Annotated in this window: 12 protein-coding genes; 1 reads left to right on the plus strand and 11 read right to left on the minus strand. The window is 65.9% G+C overall.

The genetic code is table 11. The features are described from left to right. Positions 1–65: 65 nt before the first annotated feature. The 8 genes from ahcY to M9952_12800 all read right to left on the minus strand — a co-directional run bounded on the left by ahcY (position 66) and on the right by M9952_12800 (position 9,787). Positions 66–1,496, minus strand: coding sequence for an adenosylhomocysteinase (ahcY, locus tag M9952_12765; protein ID MCO5313794.1), 1,431 nt, complete (start codon positions 1,494–1,496; stop codon positions 66–68). A gap of 157 nt (positions 1,497–1,653) precedes the next feature. Continuing rightward, positions 1,654–2,610 (minus strand): hypothetical protein, encoded by a 957-nt coding sequence (locus M9952_12770; GenBank protein ID MCO5313795.1) that lies wholly within the window; start codon positions 2,608–2,610, stop codon positions 1,654–1,656. A gap of 10 nt (positions 2,611–2,620) precedes the next feature. Continuing rightward, positions 2,621–2,848 carry a Trm112 family protein gene (locus tag M9952_12775; GenBank protein ID MCO5313796.1) on the minus strand — a complete coding sequence of 76 codons (228 nt, stop codon included), beginning with the start codon at positions 2,846–2,848 and terminating at the stop codon, positions 2,621–2,623. Between the two features lie 18 nt (positions 2,849–2,866). Continuing rightward, positions 2,867–4,219, minus strand: a complete 1,353-nt coding sequence (gene manB / locus M9952_12780) for a phosphomannomutase/phosphoglucomutase (protein ID MCO5313797.1) — start codon at positions 4,217–4,219, stop codon at positions 2,867–2,869. 27 nt (positions 4,220–4,246) lie between these two features. Beyond that, positions 4,247–5,428 (minus strand): glycosyltransferase, encoded by a 1,182-nt coding sequence (locus M9952_12785; GenBank protein ID MCO5313798.1) that lies wholly within the window; start codon positions 5,426–5,428, stop codon positions 4,247–4,249. Then, complete coding sequence (locus tag M9952_12790) at positions 5,425–8,325, minus strand: hypothetical protein (GenBank protein ID MCO5313799.1); 2,901 nt, start codon at positions 8,323–8,325, stop codon at positions 5,425–5,427. Before M9952_12790 ends, M9952_12785 begins: the two co-directional genes overlap by 4 nt. A gap of 500 nt (positions 8,326–8,825) precedes the next feature. After that, the gene (locus M9952_12795) at positions 8,826–9,551 is read right to left on the minus strand and encodes a CPBP family intramembrane metalloprotease (protein MCO5313800.1); all 726 of its coding nucleotides are present in this window, start codon (positions 9,549–9,551) and stop codon (positions 8,826–8,828) included. Positions 9,552–9,553: 2 nt separating this feature from the next. Next, positions 9,554–9,787: a DUF3499 domain-containing protein gene (locus M9952_12800; protein MCO5313801.1), complete on the minus strand. Its 234-nt coding sequence runs from the start codon at positions 9,785–9,787 to the stop codon at positions 9,554–9,556. A gap of 133 nt (positions 9,788–9,920) precedes the next feature. Here M9952_12800 and ftsH point away from each other — a divergent pair, with 133 nt between their 5' ends. Continuing rightward, a complete protein-coding gene (gene ftsH, locus M9952_12805; GenBank protein ID MCO5313802.1) occupies positions 9,921–11,936 on the plus strand; it encodes an ATP-dependent zinc metalloprotease FtsH in 2,016 nt (671 codons plus the stop codon). A 54-nt stretch (positions 11,937–11,990) separates the two neighbouring features. Here ftsH and M9952_12810 read toward each other — a convergent pair whose 3' ends face one another. From M9952_12810 to M9952_12820, 3 genes are read right to left on the minus strand one after another with little or no spacing between them, the layout of a single operon-like run. Next, positions 11,991–12,440: a hypothetical protein gene (locus M9952_12810; protein ID MCO5313803.1), complete on the minus strand. Its 450-nt coding sequence runs from the start codon at positions 12,438–12,440 to the stop codon at positions 11,991–11,993. A 5-nt stretch (positions 12,441–12,445) separates the two neighbouring features. Beyond that, the gene (locus M9952_12815; GenBank protein MCO5313804.1) at positions 12,446–13,942 is read right to left on the minus strand and encodes a DUF5719 family protein; all 1,497 of its coding nucleotides are present in this window, start codon (positions 13,940–13,942) and stop codon (positions 12,446–12,448) included. Next, positions 13,939–17,250, minus strand: a complete 3,312-nt coding sequence (locus M9952_12820; protein MCO5313805.1) for a glycosyltransferase family 2 protein — start codon at positions 17,248–17,250, stop codon at positions 13,939–13,941. Before M9952_12820 ends, M9952_12815 begins: the two co-directional genes overlap by 4 nt. Positions 17,251–17,306 lie beyond the last annotated feature (56 nt).

The raw sequence follows: 17,306 nt of genomic DNA on the forward strand, positions 1-17,306 counted from the left end.
CAGTGGTCGTGATCACGACCACTGGTTATCGGAGAACGGGCTGGCGCTGGTCAGCCGGGAGTGACTCAGTACCGGTAGTGATCCGGCTTGTAGGGGCCCTCGACCGGAACGCCGAGGTAGTCGGCCTGCTCGTCGGTCAGCTTCGTGAGCTTCACGCCGAGGCTGTCGAGGTGCAACCGAGCGACCTTTTCGTCGAGGTGCTTGGGCAACACGTACACGCCGACCGGATACAGCTCGGTCTTGGTGAACAGCTCGATCTGGGCGATGACCTGATTCGTGAACGAGTTCGACATCACAAAACTCGGGTGGCCCGTCGCACAACCGAGGTTCAACAGACGCCCCTCGGCGAGCATGATCACGGAGTGTCCGTCGGGGAACACGAACTCGTCGGTGCCCGGCTTGATGTTGATGCGGCGCACGTCGCTCATCTTGGCAAGGCCGGCCATGTCGATCTCGTTGTCGAAGTGACCGATGTTGCCGACGATCGCCTGATGCTTCATCCGCGCCATGTGCTCTGCGGAGATGATGCCCTTGTTGCCGGTGGTGGTGATGAAGATGTCGGCGGTGTCGACAACGTCTTCGAGCGTGAGGACCTGATAGCCCTCCATCGCGGCCTGCAGCGCACAGATCGGATCGATCTCGGTGACGATCACCCGCGCCCCCTGGCCGCGCAACGAGGCAGCCGATCCCTTCCCGACGTCGCCGTACCCGCACACCACGGCGGTCTTGCCGGCGATCATGACGTCGGTCGCACGGTTGATGCCGTCGATGAGGCTGTGGCGACAGCCGTACAGGTTGTCGAACTTGGACTTGGTCACCGAGTCGTTCACGTTGATGGCGGGGAACAACAGCTGCTGCGCCTCATGCATCTGATAGAGACGATGCACGCCGGTGGTCGTCTCCTCGGTCACACCGATGATGGCCTTGGACACCTCGCTCCAACGGGTCGGCTCGTCTGCCACCGAACGGGCGAGCAGATCGAGCACGACGTTCCACTCGTCGGAGTTCGACTCGTGCGGCTCTGGGACCGAACCGTGGGCCTCGTACTCGGCGCCCTTGTGGACCAGCAGGGTGGCGTCGCCGCCGTCGTCGAGAATCATGTTGGGGCCACCGCCGTCGGGCCACCGCAGCGCCTGTTCGGTGCACCACCAGTACTCCTCGAGCGTCTCACCCTTCCACGCGTAGACCGGAACCCCCTGCGGGTTGTCGGTCGTGCCGTCGGGGCCGACCACCACGGCGGCCGCGGCGTGGTCCTGGGTGGAAAAGATGTTGCAGCTCACCCATCGCACGTCCGCGCCGAGGGCGACGAGGGTTTCGATGAGCACCGCCGTTTGGATCGTCATGTGCAACGAACCCATGATGCGAGCGCCCTTGAGCGGCTGCGCGTCGGCGTATTCGGCCCGGGTCGACATGAGACCGGGCATTTCGTGCTCGGCGAGGGTGATTTCCTTACGACCGAACTCGGCCAGGTTGATGTCCGCGACCTTGAAGTCCACGTGGTGCGCCTTTCGCGACAAACGAGCGCGCGCCGACGGCGTCGCGACTCGTCGAGATGATTGGAGGCGCGGCTGGGGTCATCAGACACCGGGTTCAAGACAGCCGACGGCGAGACAGGTTATCCCACCACCGCGAACGGGCGAGACGACGTGGGCTTCAATAGCGGCCGAGCACCGGGGTCGGACCCGGGTCGATGTCGGCGATATCGGCCATGTGCAGCGACACCATCTCGCCAAACGCCATCAACTCGAACAGCACCCCGACATCGGTGGTCGCGGTCGCGTCGACCGGATGGACCCCGGCGACGATCTCCTCGCAGGTCTCCGCGGTCACGTCGAGCCGGTGGCGCTGATCGTCGGTTTCAAGCGCGGAGCGCAACACCGCGAGCGTGAAAACCTGCCGGGTCACGTCGCCGTGTTGCGCCCAGCCGCACACCTCGTCGAAGTCGACACCGGGCACCGCATTCCAATAGGCGGGGGCCTTGGCGTTGCGATTCACCGAGAATTTCCACGACGCGGCCGCCGCGGCACCCACCGGGCCGGCGCCGTACACCAGCGGCAACGTGCGGCCGATTCGTCGGGCAAGGCGACGCGCCGGCCCCTTGTCGGCCACCCACTCCTCGAGCCGCGACTCGACCAGGTCGGCCGCACCGATCAGGTCGTCGAGCAGACCAGGAGCAATGTCGAACTGGGCCAACGCGACCAACGCTGCGGCCGTCTCGACCAACGGGTTCGGGCGACGCTCGGTCTGAGCGCCAATGGCGATCACCGGAACACCCGCCACGCTGTCGTCGCTCACGACCTCGTTCGCGGCCGCATCGTCGAGCGCCACCACCAACGAACGCGACCCCAGCCACACCGGCAGAGGTTCGCCGAGGTTGACGATGACCGGGCGCTGGACGCGTTGAGCAGCGATGGAGCCAACCGTCTTGGCCGTCAACGCCGAGCGCTGCGACGCTGCGAGCACCACCGCTCCGATTTCCAATCCCTCGGGCACTCCGGCCGACCCCGCTGCGGCGATCGTCGCCCGAATGGCTGCGGGAGCCTGGAACAACGACGCCATCGCGCCCATCGAGTCCAGGACCTCCCCCGCCGAGTCGCTGTCGATACTCACGATGATCGGCTCAGGACTTGGCGCCGGCGGACTCGGCCTTGGCAACGATGCGCTGATGCTCGTCCTCGCTCACCGAGGTCGCCTCCGAGGCCAACATCACCGGAATGCCCTCCTTGATCGCGTACGCGACCTTCAGGCGAGGGTTGTAGAGCAGATCCTCATCCGCGAGATACAGCAGCGGACCCTTGTCCTGCGGACAGGCGAGAAACTCGAGGAGGGCGTCGTCGGAGATGGCCATGAACCGAGCGTAGCCGGATCAGTCGAGGCCGAAATGCCCTCGGACCTCGGCGACACGGCGAGCGACGTCGTCGGGTGTGGCGGCCTCGAGGTTCAGGCGCAGCAGCGGTTCGGTGTTGGACGGCCGCAGGTTGAACCACCAGTCGCCGAGGTCGACGGTGAGCCCGTCGAGGCGGTCTTGTTGCTCACCCTCATAGGCCACAGCAACCCGTTCGATCACCTCGGCGGTGTCGGGCACCTTGGTGTTGATCTCCCCCGAGGCGGCATATCGCTCGTAGGGCTTGCGCAACTCCGACAGCGGAAGGTCGCGAACGCACAACTGCTCGAGCACCATCACCGCCGCGATGAGACCGGAATCGGCGCGGTAGTTGTCGGCAAAGTAATAGTGCGCCGAGTGTTCGCCGCCGAACACCGCTCCCTCCGAGGCCATGACCCCTTTGATGAAGCTGTGGCCCACTCGACTGCGGATCGGGGTTCCGCCGGCTTCGCGGATGACCTCGGGCACCGCCTTGGAACAGATCAGGTTGTGCACGACCTTGCCGCCGCCGTGGCGCCGCACGATCGCGTCCGCAAGGATCGCCGTGGTGGTCGAGCCCGACAGGCCCACGCCGAGTTCGTCGACGAGGAACACCCGGTCGGCATCACCGTCGAACGCGAGCCCGACGTCGGCGCCGACCTCGAGCACCCGGGCGATCAGATCGCGCTGGTTCTCCGGCTGGATCGGGTCGGCCGGATGGTTCGGGAACGTCCCGTCGAGTTCGCCGTACATCACCTCAAGGTCGAACGGAAGACCCTCGAAGGTTGCCGGCACGACCAGGCCGCCCATGCCGTTCGCCGTGTCGGCCACGACCTTGAGCGGCTTCAGCACCGACGGGTCGATGAAGCTGCGCACGTGCGCCGCGAAGTCGGCGAGCACGTCGCGTTGCGACACCGTTCCCGGCGTGGCGACGCGTTCGAGTCCGGCCGCCGCAAGGTCGCGAACCGTGAACAGCCCCGACTCCTCGCCCACCGGACGGGCTCCCGACAGACAGAACTTGATGCCGTTGTACTGCGCCGGGTTGTGCGATGCGGTGAACATCGCGCCGGGAGCATGCATGGAGCCTGCGGCGTAATAGAGCAGGTCTGTCGAACCGAGACCCAGATCCACGACGTCGACGCCCTGGCCGGTGGCACCATCGGCGAACGCCGCGACCATGTCGTGGCCGGACGGGCGCATATCTCGCGCCACCAGCACCTTGGTCACCGACGGGTCGTCGTCGAGGACGAACCGGGCGAAGGCCGCGCCGATGGAGCGGGCCATCTCCGCATCGAACTGCTCGGGCACGATGCCCCGCACGTCGTAGGCCTTGAAAATCGCTTCGAATGCATTCATGACGATGGCCACTGTAGGGTCGCCGGCTCAGTTTGCGGTAACGAAGTCCGTCGGTTCGTCCGGCTCGATCTCATATCCGCCGGTGTGGGCGATCGAGCGGATACGAAAGACGTCGCGAATCAACCGAATGGTGTCGCGAGCCACGTGGACGGTCGAGCGCTCCGAATTCGCCACCTCGACCGGCACCTCGGTCAGCGTGAGGCGGAAACGCTCACAGAGGTGAAACACCTCGATGTCGAACGCGAACCCATCGATGCGCGTCCTGCTGAACACCAGTCGGGCGACGTCGGAACGAAACGCCTTCAACCCGCACTGGGTGTCTCGGTACTGCCCCAACAGCACGAACATCGTCAGGGCGTTCACGACCCGGCTGCCGATCTCGCGAAGCCGACCGGTCTCCACCAGGGTCAGCGTGCTGGTGTGTTTGCGCGACCCGACAACGACATCCCAACCCTCCTCGAGCGCGGCGAGCAGCCGTAGCACCTGGTCGGGTGAGTAGCTGAGATCGGCGTCGGTGAAGGCCACCGATCGGCCCCGCGCCGCGAGCATTCCCGCACGAACCGCCGCCCCTTTGCCCTGGTTGCGCTCGAGGGTGATCACGACGTCGGCCCCGGCGTCTCGTGCCGCGCTCGAAGTGTCGTCGGGGGAGCCGTCATCGACGACGATGAGTTCGAAACCGCCTTCGTCGCGCAGGTGACCGAGCGCTTGTTCGACCCGATCCACCGTCGCCGCGATGCCCGCCTCCTCGCAGTAGGCAGGAATGACGAGGCTGAGGCGCACCTCGCCGGGAGCGGGCCCGCGTTCGGGGTCGCGCCCCTGGTCGGATCGGATCACGTCGAACATGGTCTGGCGGTACGACACCAGACGGATAAGAAACGCCACGACCACCGCGGCGAGCTTCGCTATCAGCAGGTGCAGCACCGCGGTCGAGTTGCCGGCCACCACCAGGAGCACGGCGAGATCGACCAACCCGGCGAACGTCGCCGCGGCCACGTAGTGGCGAACATCGCGGTACCAGCGGCGAGCGGGCTCCGCTGCATAGGTGATGGCGCGGTGCAACCAATACGACGCGACCGCGGCCACGGTGATGGCGATGACATCCGCGACGATGACCGGCCACCCCACGACCGAGCGCAGCACCAGGAACAGGCCGATATCGACAATCGTGACGAGGGCACCGATCGTCGTGAAGCGCCGCACGAACCTCACGACAAGAGCGGGTCCTCGGGCGGGCCGACGTCCGCTTCGGCGACGACACCCGCGTCCTCCTCGGGCGGGTCAGAGTCCCCGGCAAGACCGCTGCCCTCGGCCGGGCCGTCCTCGCCCTCGCCGTCGTCGTCCTCGGGGATGAACTCGCGATCTCCAAAGAACTCGCCGGTCTCCGGCGTGACCGCCAACCCCGGCCCGCGAATCACGAAGTACAGGAACCCGATGAATCCGATCAACGACAGGAGATATCCGATCCACTCGATACCGCTACGCCCATACGACAACTCGACGTGATTGGAGGTCGGAACCACGACCATCTGATTGGGGGTCACGCGGTACACATCGTCGGCACCATCGACCCGCCAGTTCGGGAAGTACGAACTGCGGATCAACACCGGCACGCCCGTCTCGCTCACGTCGAAGCTGATCGTGTCCTGGGTCGACTTGACGTTGGTGACCTTGACCGACTTCGCATCGGTCGGGGTCAGCGGAGCGGTCTCGCCCGCCGAGATACGTTTCCATTCCTTTGGTCCAGAGGTCGCCAAGACGACCTCCCACTGCGACTCGTCGTTGAACCAGTCGATGGCCGGCTTCGCATAGTCGTAGATGTCGTTGGGAACGTCGTTCCACACCACCGGCTCGTTCTCCAAGGGAGTTACGAGGTCGATGTCGGCCACTTCATAGGCCCGCCACGGACCGCTCTCGCCCACCTTGGTCAGGCGAGGTTCGGCGTCGGCCATCTCCTTGGCGGCATCGGTCAACGCCAGGTAGTACTTCACACCCATCAACTGCAGGTGGCTCACCCCCGCCGCCACGTCGAGGCTGCGGTAGGGCGAACTGGCGAACTGAAGGTGGCTGTCGAAACGCTGCGGTCGCGACGGCTTTTCCGACATTTCCGACTGGACCAGGAAGTGGAACGGGGTGGTCGAGGACGCCTCGAAATAGAGCCCCTCCATCGACCCGATGCAATGATCGGTGAAGTACGGCAACAGCATCGGCGCCATCGGGGTGCCGTAGTCGCCAAGCCGCTCGCCGTACTCCCACATGGCGCGCCCGCAACCATGCTCAGAACCCACCTCGTCCATCATGTCGATCATCCCGAAGAACTCATCGGAATTCGACGTGTCGAGGATCCTTCGCGTCACCGCCTGATCGGTGCCCTCGTTCTCGGTCTCGATCCTGGTCCCCGGTTTTCGTTCAAGGCCGTCGAAGTTCCACTGCGCCCAACCCCTGACCGGGTTGTCGGCCTTCGCAGACAACCAGAGCCAGTGGTAGGCGCCGTCGGCCCCCATCGACCCCCCTGGCAGCGCACGCAGGGGCATCCCCATCGCGACGAACACGATGATGAATGAAGCGAGGGTGACCCCCATGCTGATCGGGGCCGGCGGATCGACCCACCTCCCCTTGAACACCAGCGCCCCGGCCCGAATCAACAACGCGACGCCGATCGCGGCGAGCAGGAAGATCGACAGGTAATAAAAGGGCAGCACCCGGGCGTTCCAGAAGCGGTGCTGTGGCATCACGATGAACGCGATCGCGGTGATGGCGGTGACGAGGGTGAAGAAGATGCCGGCGCGCACCACCATGATCAGCGACATCACCGCGCCGACCACCGCCAGGGCGAAGATGATCTTGCCGTGGTGCATGTTGGGGTCGTTGATCGTTTGGCCGTTGATCTCGAACGGGGCGAAGGGCAACAGGTAGCGACGGATCTGCACCCAGTTCATGTCGAAGCGAATGGCGTCGACGGGATTCGAACTGGCCACCTCGACCCCCGCAGTTCGCAGTGCGCCACCGATCTGGGTGCGGGCCCAACTCTCCCCGCGCAACTGGACACCGAGCTTCTCCCAGCCCATGTCGTTGAGGAAGTGGCTGTGACCGTAGAACGGCAGGTACCACCACAGGCCCATCAACCCGGCGCTCAACCCCGTCGGCAGCGCCCACTTCCACGACGACACCTGCGGGCGCAACACCACGATGATGACCGCCGCGGTGACGAGGAAGAAGAACCCGGGAATGACGTGGCACATCAACGACAACGCGATGACCATCGCGGCACGGGCCCGATACCGGCCCGTTCGAACACCGTTCGCAACGAGGCCCAAGCCGAACAGTGCGAGGGTGATCGAGATCGAGAACGCGAACTCCCCGGCCATCGTCGAGGCCATATTGCCGCCGTAGATGTTGAACAGGTAGCGGTCCATCAAGAACAGCAGCGACGCGATCGCCCCGAGTTCGGGGCCCGGGCGACGCAGCGACAGAGCGTTCATCAGGTACCACACCGCGGCGGGGAACGCGATGAGCCCCGACACGACCACCAACTTGAAGGCGATGTTGTAGGGCAGATCGATCAACAACAGTGCGCCGAGGCCCGCACCGACCCACACCACGAAGCGAACGAGCCGCGACTCGTGATGGCGGATCCGCCACATCGCGGCGATGGCCCCGGCCACCACGACGACCGATGCCAGCGCCCCGAAGATGGAAGTGACGTCGAAGATGCCGACGTCGAGGATCACGATGATCAGCGACGGGATGACCATGTAGAAGAGGTAGGCGGGGAACCCGGCATACCAGTCGGCGCTCCAGCCGGTCACCGCGAACTGCGGCAACAGGAAGTCGCGCATGAACGCCGGGCCCCACACGTGCGCACCCATATCACCGCCGGTGGCGGTGGTGTCGGTGAGGACGAGCTCTGGGTGAACCGCCCACACCATGTAGATGCAACAGGCAGCGACGACGATGAGGCTGAACAACCGCTCCCTCGTCCACCATGTCCAGGAGGGGCTCTTCACCCCCACCGTTTCGGAGGCGGCCTCGTCGACCGGTTCGAATTCCGAAGGGTCTCCGACCTCGTGCACCTCGTCGTCCACGGCGGTCATCGGCTCTGGGTCCATCGGTCGATTCTTACCTGTGTGGTCGACGGGTCGAGGTTTCGCCGCCACACCGGAGCGTTCAGCGGCTCGCGAGATCCCGCCGGTAACGCGTCGGGGAGGAACTCAAGTCGGCGAGGATACCACTGAGATTCACCGGTTCACCGCCGCGGTGCCAGCTGCGCCGATCACAGATCGAACAGGAACGCATCGTCAACTCCTCCCCGTCGATCAGCAGATTGATCGAAACCACGATTTGATTGCAGCCGCCACAGCGGTGCTCCGGCGATTTCGAATGAACGGCGCTTTGCGCATCCTGCGCGACCGTCGACCGCTTCCGTGCAGTACTCATGAACAGGTTCCCCTCAGTGGAAAGTGGAACCTCTCCATCGTCGAGACCGCGCCGGGTTCAAGCACCTTGCGGCGCTTTGATCCGATCGGATCAACCCCGACGGGTCCGGTGTCGGACGCCAGTCCCGCCCCGGTTAGTGCGCCCGACCCTCAACCGGGTCCGACGGCTCACCTCAGCCGAAGACCAGGGGAATTGCGGTGATCGCGTTGAACGTGGCGTGCACCAGGATCGCCGTGCTGAGCCGGCCGGTAAGTTTCGTTGCGATCGCGCAGATCAAACCGACCGCGATCAGGCCCGGAAGCTGCAGCCCCTGCAGGTGCAACGCCCCGAAGGCCACGGCGCTCAACACGATCGCTCCCCAGGTTCCGAACGAGTGCAGCCCTCGCAACAGGACGCCGCGGTAGATCGTCTCCTCCGCGATCGGAGCGCACAGGACCGTCATCATGAGAAACACCAACGCACCCCACCGCGAACCCGACGCAGTGTCGGCCAGTTCACGCGCCGCTTCACCCAGTTCGTCGGCCCCGGTATCGGTCAGGCGGAAGATGGGCCAGTACAGCAGCGGCAACACCACCCACTGGATGAACATGCCACCGCCGACCCCGATCACCAGATCGACCGGTCGAAACCGCAACCCCAACTCGGCGACCGGATCGGCGTGCGTGCGTCGCATCAGAAACCAGGTCAACACCACCGCCGCGATCCACAGCGGCGAGGTTGCCGCGGCCTGCCAACCGATCGGAATGTCGGAAACGCTTCCGGACGCCGAATATCCCGACGCCACGATCACCAGACTCCCCCCGAGAATCAACGACGCGTGCGAGCCAAGCACCACGCCGACCGCCTGGGCGCTCGACCACGGCGGCGCGACGTCCTCGACGAAGGAGGGTCGCTTCACGCTCAGGCGGTCTTGCGATGCTCGAACATGGGCAGCGACGTTACCCGACGCGAATCCTGCAGCGTCCAGCCACGCGGCACCCGCAGCGTGTCGGCGTGGGGCCCGCACAGGTCGTGCACCATCGGGTGGGCCTGCGGCGCAAGGTCCTCGAGGAACACAACGCTGTTGGCGTAGTTGTAACTGAGTGTCGCGACGGCGTGGCGGTCACACCCCGGACGTGCACAGGTCCTGCTCATCGGCGGCGACGATAGTGTCATCGGGTCGGCAACCCGCGGATGGCCACCCGCTTGGGACTGCGAGGTTGGGACTGAGCGCGACCTCTCAGATTCCGATCACGCAAGGCCCGCCACAGCTTCTAGGCTGTACGCCATGGCTGCCGAGCCCTCTCCCCCATCCCAGAAGCCGAACAGTCCCCAAGGGCCCTTCTCCAAGGGCGATCAGGGGTTGCCGCGCTGGACGCTGTTCATCGTCGCCGGCATCGTGATGATCGCCATGTTCGCCGCGACCCGAGTCGAATCCTCGTCGCGAAACGAGATCGAATACAGCGAGTTCCTCGCGAAGGTCGAGTCTGGCGACGTCAAAGAGGCGACGTGGGACAACTCCACGACGATCATCACCGGCACGCTCGACGACGGCACGAAGTTCCAGACCACCGGCCCGGTCACACCAGATGAAGCGACGATGGCGCTGTTGCGCAGCAACACGAAGCTGACGTTCCATACGAACCAGCCCAATCTGCTCACCGACCTGATACCGGTGTTCCTCCCGATTCTCCTGCTGATCGGCTTCTTCGTCTGGATGCAGCGTCGGGCTCAGGGGCAGATGGGCGGCATCATGTCGATCGGGCGCAGCCGCGCTAAGACCTACAGTTCCGAACGGCCGGCGACCACTTTTGCCGATGTCGCCGGATACGAGGGCGTCAAGACCGAGATCAAAGAGGTCGTCGACTTCCTCAAGGAACCCGATCGCTTCTCCGAGATCGGTGCTCGCATCCCCAAGGGCATCCTGCTCGTCGGCCCTCCCGGAACCGGCAAGACCCTCATCGCACGTGCGGTCGCCGGCGAGGCGGGAGTGCCGTTTTTGTCCGTGTCGGGTTCGGACTTCATGGAGATGTTCGTCGGGGTGGGCGCCAGCCGGGTGCGTGACCTGTTCGACTCGGCCCGCAAGATGGGCCGAGCGATCATCTTCATCGACGAGATCGACTCCATCGGCCGCAAACGCGGCGCCGGACTCGGGGGCGGCCACGACGAGCGCGAGCAGACCCTGAACCAGATGCTGTCGGAGATGGACGGGTTCGAGGCGACCGAAGGCATCGTGATGATGGCGGCCACGAACCGCCCCGACATCTTGGACCCCGCGCTGCTGCGCCCCGGCCGCTTCGACCGCCAGGTCGTGGTTCCGCTGCCCGAAATCACCGATCGCCGCCAGATCCTCGACGTCCACGTGCGTCACAAGCGGTTGGCGAACGATGTCGATCTCGACCTGGTCGCCCGCGGCACGCCGGGCATGAGCGGCGCCGAGCTGGCCAACCTCGTCAACGAGGCCGCCCTGCACGCCGTTCGCCAGGGTTCGCAGTACATCCGCAACATCGATTTCGAGTACGCCCGCGACCGGGTGCTCATGGGCGCCAAGCGCGAGTCGATGGTGCTGTCGGACAAGGAAAAGGAACTGACCGCCTATCACGAGGCTGGCCACGCGGTGTGTGCCGCGGTGCTCGACCACACCGATCCGCTGCACAAGGTGACCATCATTCCGATGGGGATGGCGCTCGGAGTCACGATCTCGCTTCCCGAGGAAGACCGCCACAGCTACGACCAGAAGTACCTTGAGGACTCGATCGTGATGGCGATGGGCGGCCGGATCGCCGAGCGTCTGGTGTTCGGCGTCGTCTCGACCGGGGCCAACAACGACCTCGTCGTGTCCACCGAACGCGCCCGCAAGATGGTGCGCGAATGGGGCATGAGCGACCGTATCGGACCGATGGCGTGGGGCTCTCAAGGGCAGGTGTTCCTCGGAGACGACCTCATGGGTGGCGGCCGTGAGTACTCCGATGAGACCGCTCGCGTCATCGACGAGGAGGTCGAGCGTATTTTGCGCGATTGCGAACAGCGCTGCATCGACACCCTCACCACCGAGCGCAAGGGGCTCGACGCCGTCGCTCAGGCGCTGTTGGCGCACGAGACGATTTCTGGCGCCGATGTCAACCGCCTGATCGCTCAGAGCCGCGGCGCCATCGTGTCGCCTCCCGACCCGGCGGCAACCCCTCCGACCCCGCCGGTTCAGCCGCAGCAGGCGTTCTACCCTCCGCCTGCCCCAGCTCCGGCGCGCACCCCGTTGATCCCGCCGCTCAGCCCACCACCGGACCTGAGCGCACCCCCGGCCTGAGTCGGCATTGCAGGTCTGATCGAGGGCGTGGTCTGATCGGGAGCGACGGCCCGATCAGTGATTTCCGCAGCCGCCCTCGGGGAGCGAACCCGGCTCTCGCACCTCGGCGACGGCGGCCCACAGGTGCGATGCCGAGGTGGGCCCGAGGAACGAACGCCGCACAACCCCGGCGGCATCGCAGATGACGACGGTCGGGACCGCGGTGATGCGGTAGCGCTCATGCATCGATCGCGCCTTGCCGTACTCCACGATGTCGATCGCCACCTCGTCCGAGGCGAGAATCTCAACCTTGGCGACCACATCGCTGCAGGTGTCACACGTTGCAGAGGTGAACGCGGCGACCAGCCAGTCGGCTTCGGGCCGGGCGAAATCGCGACGGTCGAGTTGGGCCGGGGCGACGTGTTCCACCGATTGAGTCGGGGCATCGGGCCGTCGACGCTGCAACAACACCGCAGCAGCCACCGCCACCAGCAGGATCGGGATCATGATCAGGACGCGATCCACCGCCGTCAGCCTCCCGTCACCGGCAGCGGCATCACCGATTCCCGAATCGGCAACGCGGTCCACACCGCCAGGTCGGTGGCGGCGCCACTCGTCGTGCGTCCCGCCACCACCACCGGGCTCGTCGCATCGACCCGGAGACCGATGTTGACGTCTGCGAGTTGGCTGATGTCGTAGGCCACCGTCCCGAGTGGGGCGATCTCTTGGTTCTCGACGATCACCTCGGCGGGAGCGCCGTCCCCCGAACGGGCGATTCGTGTGATCGTCACTACGGCGATCGACTCCGGCGATGGGTTCGCCACCGCCACGACCGACTGGCTCTCCGAAGCCGGGTCGACGCTGCTCACGATCCACGAGGTCGCCTGCACCGTCGCCCCGACCTGCGCAGCGAGGCCGCCCGCAAGCGCCGGGCGCGTATTCGGCTCGCCGGTGCCAGAAGCCGCGGTGATCGACACGACGCTGTTCACCACGATGCCGACGTCGGACAGCGACTCGACATGAATCCAGCGCAACTCGGTGGTCGAAAGGCGCCCTTCGGCGGTGAGATCGATGAGCGTGTACTGGCGGCCGGGGAGATCGAACGTGAACGGTTCGGGCATCATCTCGGTCGCGACGCCCTGGGGAAACACCGACGCGATCACCGCGGTGTCCTCACTGCTCGGGTTGAAGATCCACAGCTTCTCGCTGAAGTCCGAGCCCGTGAACGAATAAGGAATCACCCAGTTCGTCGCCGGGTGCTGCACCCCGATCGTCGCACGAAGCCCGTTGCCCGCGACCGTCTGGGCGAGGCCCGCCACGAAGCGCCCGGAGCGGCCTTCCACCGCGATCGAGAACTGTTCACGCAGCTCTGCGACCTCGGGAATCGTGCCGAGGTCCAACAGGCGCGACGATCGCGCCGGCACGATGACCCCCGACACCGGCCCCGGAATGCGCACCCCGCCTTCAATCGTGACGCGGACATCGACGCTGAGCGACGTGGGAAACGGGTTGACGAGCCATAACTGGGCGAACGACCCGGTCGTCGTCTGCGCCGCGGCGAAATACGCTTGCTGGGCCGCCTCGGTCACACAATCGGCCTGATCGCTTCGGTTGGGTGCCACGAGCTTCTGAGCGACCGTGGCCGAACCTCCCGAGATCTCCACCGTCGCCCCGCCGTCGACCCGATCGTCGAGGCGCACCTCCGTGACGGTGTTGGCCGCAGCATTCACCGTTTCGGACACGGTCGTCGACCCGTCCTCGAGCGCAGCGGTGCGATACATCGTCACCTCGGCGACCACGGCTCGGTCCTCGGTCGTGATCAGAATCGAGTTCGTCGGCGCCGCAGCCTCGCCAGCCGTTGAGGTTCCGAACGGGCAGAACCACGTCGAACCACTGCCACGCCCGCTCGTCTCGCCGCCGACGACCGGGTTCGGTGAAGGCTGCCCGATCCCCTCGGGTTCGACGAACTGGTTCATCGCCGCGATCGCGGCGACCGACATGACGATGATCAACACCCGGCGAATCACAAGATCTCCTCGGAGGCGAGCAGTTCGGCCATCTCCGGATCATGCGGGCGCGCACGTCCGATCCACCACCGCATTCCGCGGCGATTGACCACCACCACCGCCAACGCGAGCAACTGCACGAGGTGCATCGCGACCTGAGTCGGCGGGGTTCGATACTCCAACGACGCGTTGCCACCGGTGCCGGTCGGCGCGGTCCACGCCCAGTCGCTCACCGAATCGAGTTCGACCTCGTCTCCGCCGACCTTCATCGTCCAGCGATCGTCCAACCCGCTCAACAGCATCGACGTCTGGTCGGCCGACAGTTCGCCATCCAGCCGTGTCGGGGGCCGACCCGACGTGTCGACCGGTTGCAGCCCGACCCGACCGACGAGGCTCAGCCCCACCTCGTCGCTCCACTCCGACGCGACATCGACATCGGTGGTCGACCAAACCGGAAGCGCGGCCAGGTTCTCGTACACCTCGATACCCGGGGCCACATCGATCGACGACAGGTCGAACTGCTGGCGAAGCCGTTCCTTCATCACCGCATCGATCTCGTACAGCGTTCGCCCGTAGGGCAACGGCGCGAGCCGCTCCTGCACCACCACATAGCGGATACCGAACTGCGCAAGGGAGGCTCCGACACGGCTCGTCTCGCCGCGACGAACCTCGCTGAGAAGGCGTGCCAGCTCCGCTTCTCCGGCGCCCTTCGCAGGCGGGAACAGATCCGGCAACCCCGACGACACGCCGGTCGACACCGCGAACTTCATGCCGTCGCCGAACCTCCAACCCGCTTGGGCAACAGCGTCCGCATCGCCGATCCACAAGGTCCGGAAGTTCTCGATCTCGGCCCCGGTGCTCAACGACTCGAGCGCATCGTCGACGTCGCTCGTCGGCGCATCCCATCGACCGTTGAGCGAATCGAGCAACAACGGCAGGACCGCAACCAGAACCCCGACGGCGCACAGAACCGCCGCGACGTGGCGGATGCCGAAGGCGGTTCCCGACAGGGTTGTCGTGATCGCTTCGGCAGCGACCCCGACGCACAGCGCAGCGCCCAACGCTGCCGGAACCAGCAGAACCTCGGGCACCGGCAGCGCCACCGACGGGGCCAACAGGCCGGCGAGTGCAACGAGCCCGAAACCCACAAGCGCCGAGACGAGTCCGAACAACGTCCAACGAAACACCGGACCGACCGTGATCAGGACGGCGGCAGCGATCGCCACGAGCAACCCGCCGCTCAGGAAGGTCCCATGGGCACCCGTGTCGAACACCAGCGCCTCAGAGACGCCGATCGGAGCGCCACGCCCGGCGGCATTGCCCAACAAGACCTCAACACGGTTCGCCCCGCCCAACACCGAGATGGTCCACGGCAGGTGCACCAACGCCGACACGCCGAGCGAGCCGACGGCGACCAGACCGAGCCGGCCGAGATTGCCGCGGGACCCGGCGCCGACCACGACCGCCATCACGACAGCCAACAGCGCCACCACCAACACGATCACCGGCGCGACGGTGGCGCCGATGGCGACGATCAACCCGAGCGCGAACGTCTGTTGAAGCACCGAACGCTCGGCACGTTCGGTGTCGGCGAACGGTTCGAACGCTCCGGCCGCGGCGAGGCGCGCCACGATCGACGGGGCAAGCGCCCAGACGACGAGCGCCTGCCATCGCCCCTCGGCGATGGCGTTGTACGGAATCGGATTGGCGAGGTAAGCGACCAAAACGGCCGTCCGAGCGAGCGGCGACCCGACGCCGCGCAGCAGGCGCCAGGCGCCGAGTGCCCCGACGCCGAGCGGGGCGAGGAACACCACGGTTCGAACCAGCCCCTCCGAACCGAACGTCATCCAGTTCAAGGCACCGACCACGAAAGCCACCGTGGGGGACCCTCCGGATTGGCCGAGACCGGCGCTTCGCCAGCCGCTCCACCACTCCCGCAGCAGATCGCCGGAGGGAGAATTGGTGACGAACTCGCGAACCACCGGAACCCCGCCGGTGATCAGCGACCGCGACCCTCCCACGAGCACGACCGCGGCGATGAGGAAGGCACCGATGCCCCAAATTCCCGTGTTGTGTGCATCGTTGGGGCCTGACATCCCTCGCGCTGCGGCGGCGACCGCCTGGCCGAGCGAACGATCTCTCGCGGTGTAGGCGTGGAAGAAGTTGGTGAAGCGCGCGCTTCCCTTGATCTGCAGACGTCGGATCTCGTCATCGGGGGTACGCCGGGATTTCTGGGTGGAACGGCGAATCGAAAGGGTCCGCGGTAGATGCCCGAGGTTCCACATGAATGCGGTGAACACGTCGCCGGCCTGACGCCAACGACCGCGCAACAGCGCCCCGACCAGGTCGAGCACCCCGAGCACCATGGCCTGGGGAAGGATTCGCAGCAGCGTCAGGGCGCTGTAACAGGCCAACATGATGCGCGCCTGGTGCCGCAAGGCCAGACGCAGGCCACGCTCATGGGCCTTGTCGAAGGTCGATTCAGCGTGATGAAACACCTGTGCGGCGGGCATGACCACCGTGCGTGCTCCGGCGACCCGGGCACGCCAGCACAGGTCGAGTTCCTCGCCCGAGCCGTCGATGTCGGTGGAGAACCCGCCGAGATCCCGAAAGAGATCGCAGCGCACCAACATGGCCGCACCCGACACCACGAACGCCTCACGAATGGCGTCGTGTTGGGACTGGTCGAGCTCGCCCGGTTCGGCGTAGGGCCACAGGAAGCCGAACTTATCGATCGAGGCGCCAACGTCGGTCAGCGTCCGACGGTCGGCGCCGTCGAGCAGCTTCGCTCCGACGATTCCGGCGTTGGAGCGGAACGCCTCCTCGACCATCGCCTGCACCGCACCTTTGCCCAGTTCCACGTCATCGTGCAGCACCAGGTAGAACGACGCACCATCGACGGTGCCGAGCGCGGCGTTCGCGGCCACAGCGAAACCGCCGGCGTCGATCCGCTTGACGAACGCCGTCGGCAACACCTCAGCCACCCGTTCGGTGGGGTCGGAGTCAGAACCGGCATCGACCACGAGGGTGACGAGGTTGGCGTACTCCTGAGCCGAGATCGACGCCAGAAGATCGTCGAAGCGAGCGCCCGGGTTGCGGGTGACGATGACGGCGACCACCGCCGGAACCCCAACTCCGGCGACGGGCGATTCGGCCTCGTCGGCAGCGTCGTAGCCCTCCACGAACGGCGTTGCGTCGGGGTTCCACTCCTCGTCGGCGGACGCGGGCGACTCGACGGAGGAACTCGACGATGGACGGTCCGATCGCGTCGTGTCGGAGCGACGACGCCGAGAACCGGAAGTTGGGGAAGCTGGACGGCGTGCAGACATAGATGAAGGGTGTGGTGCGACTGAGCGCTGTGAATAGTAGACCGCGACGACTTCAC

It is taken from the genome of Microthrixaceae bacterium, assembly GCA_023957975.1.
GTDB lineage: Bacteria > Actinomycetota > Acidimicrobiia > Acidimicrobiales > Microtrichaceae > JAMLGM01.

Coding starts and splice junctions, on each gene's coding strand:
- M9952_12820 (MCO5313805.1), bottom strand. CDS start 17,250: ATGTCTGCACGCCGTCCAGCTTCCCCAACTTCCGGTTCTCGGCGTCGT.
- M9952_12800 (MCO5313801.1), bottom strand. CDS start 9,787: ATGAGCAGGACCTGTGCACGTCCGGGGTGTGACCGCCACGCCGTCGCG.
- manB (MCO5313797.1), bottom strand. CDS start 4,219: ATGAATGCATTCGAAGCGATTTTCAAGGCCTACGACGTGCGGGGCATC.
- M9952_12790 (MCO5313799.1), bottom strand. CDS start 8,325: ATGGACCCAGAGCCGATGACCGCCGTGGACGACGAGGTGCACGAGGTC.
- M9952_12775 (MCO5313796.1), bottom strand. CDS start 2,848: ATGGCCATCTCCGACGACGCCCTCCTCGAGTTTCTCGCCTGTCCGCAG.
- ftsH (MCO5313802.1), top strand. CDS start 9,921: ATGGCTGCCGAGCCCTCTCCCCCATCCCAGAAGCCGAACAGTCCCCAA.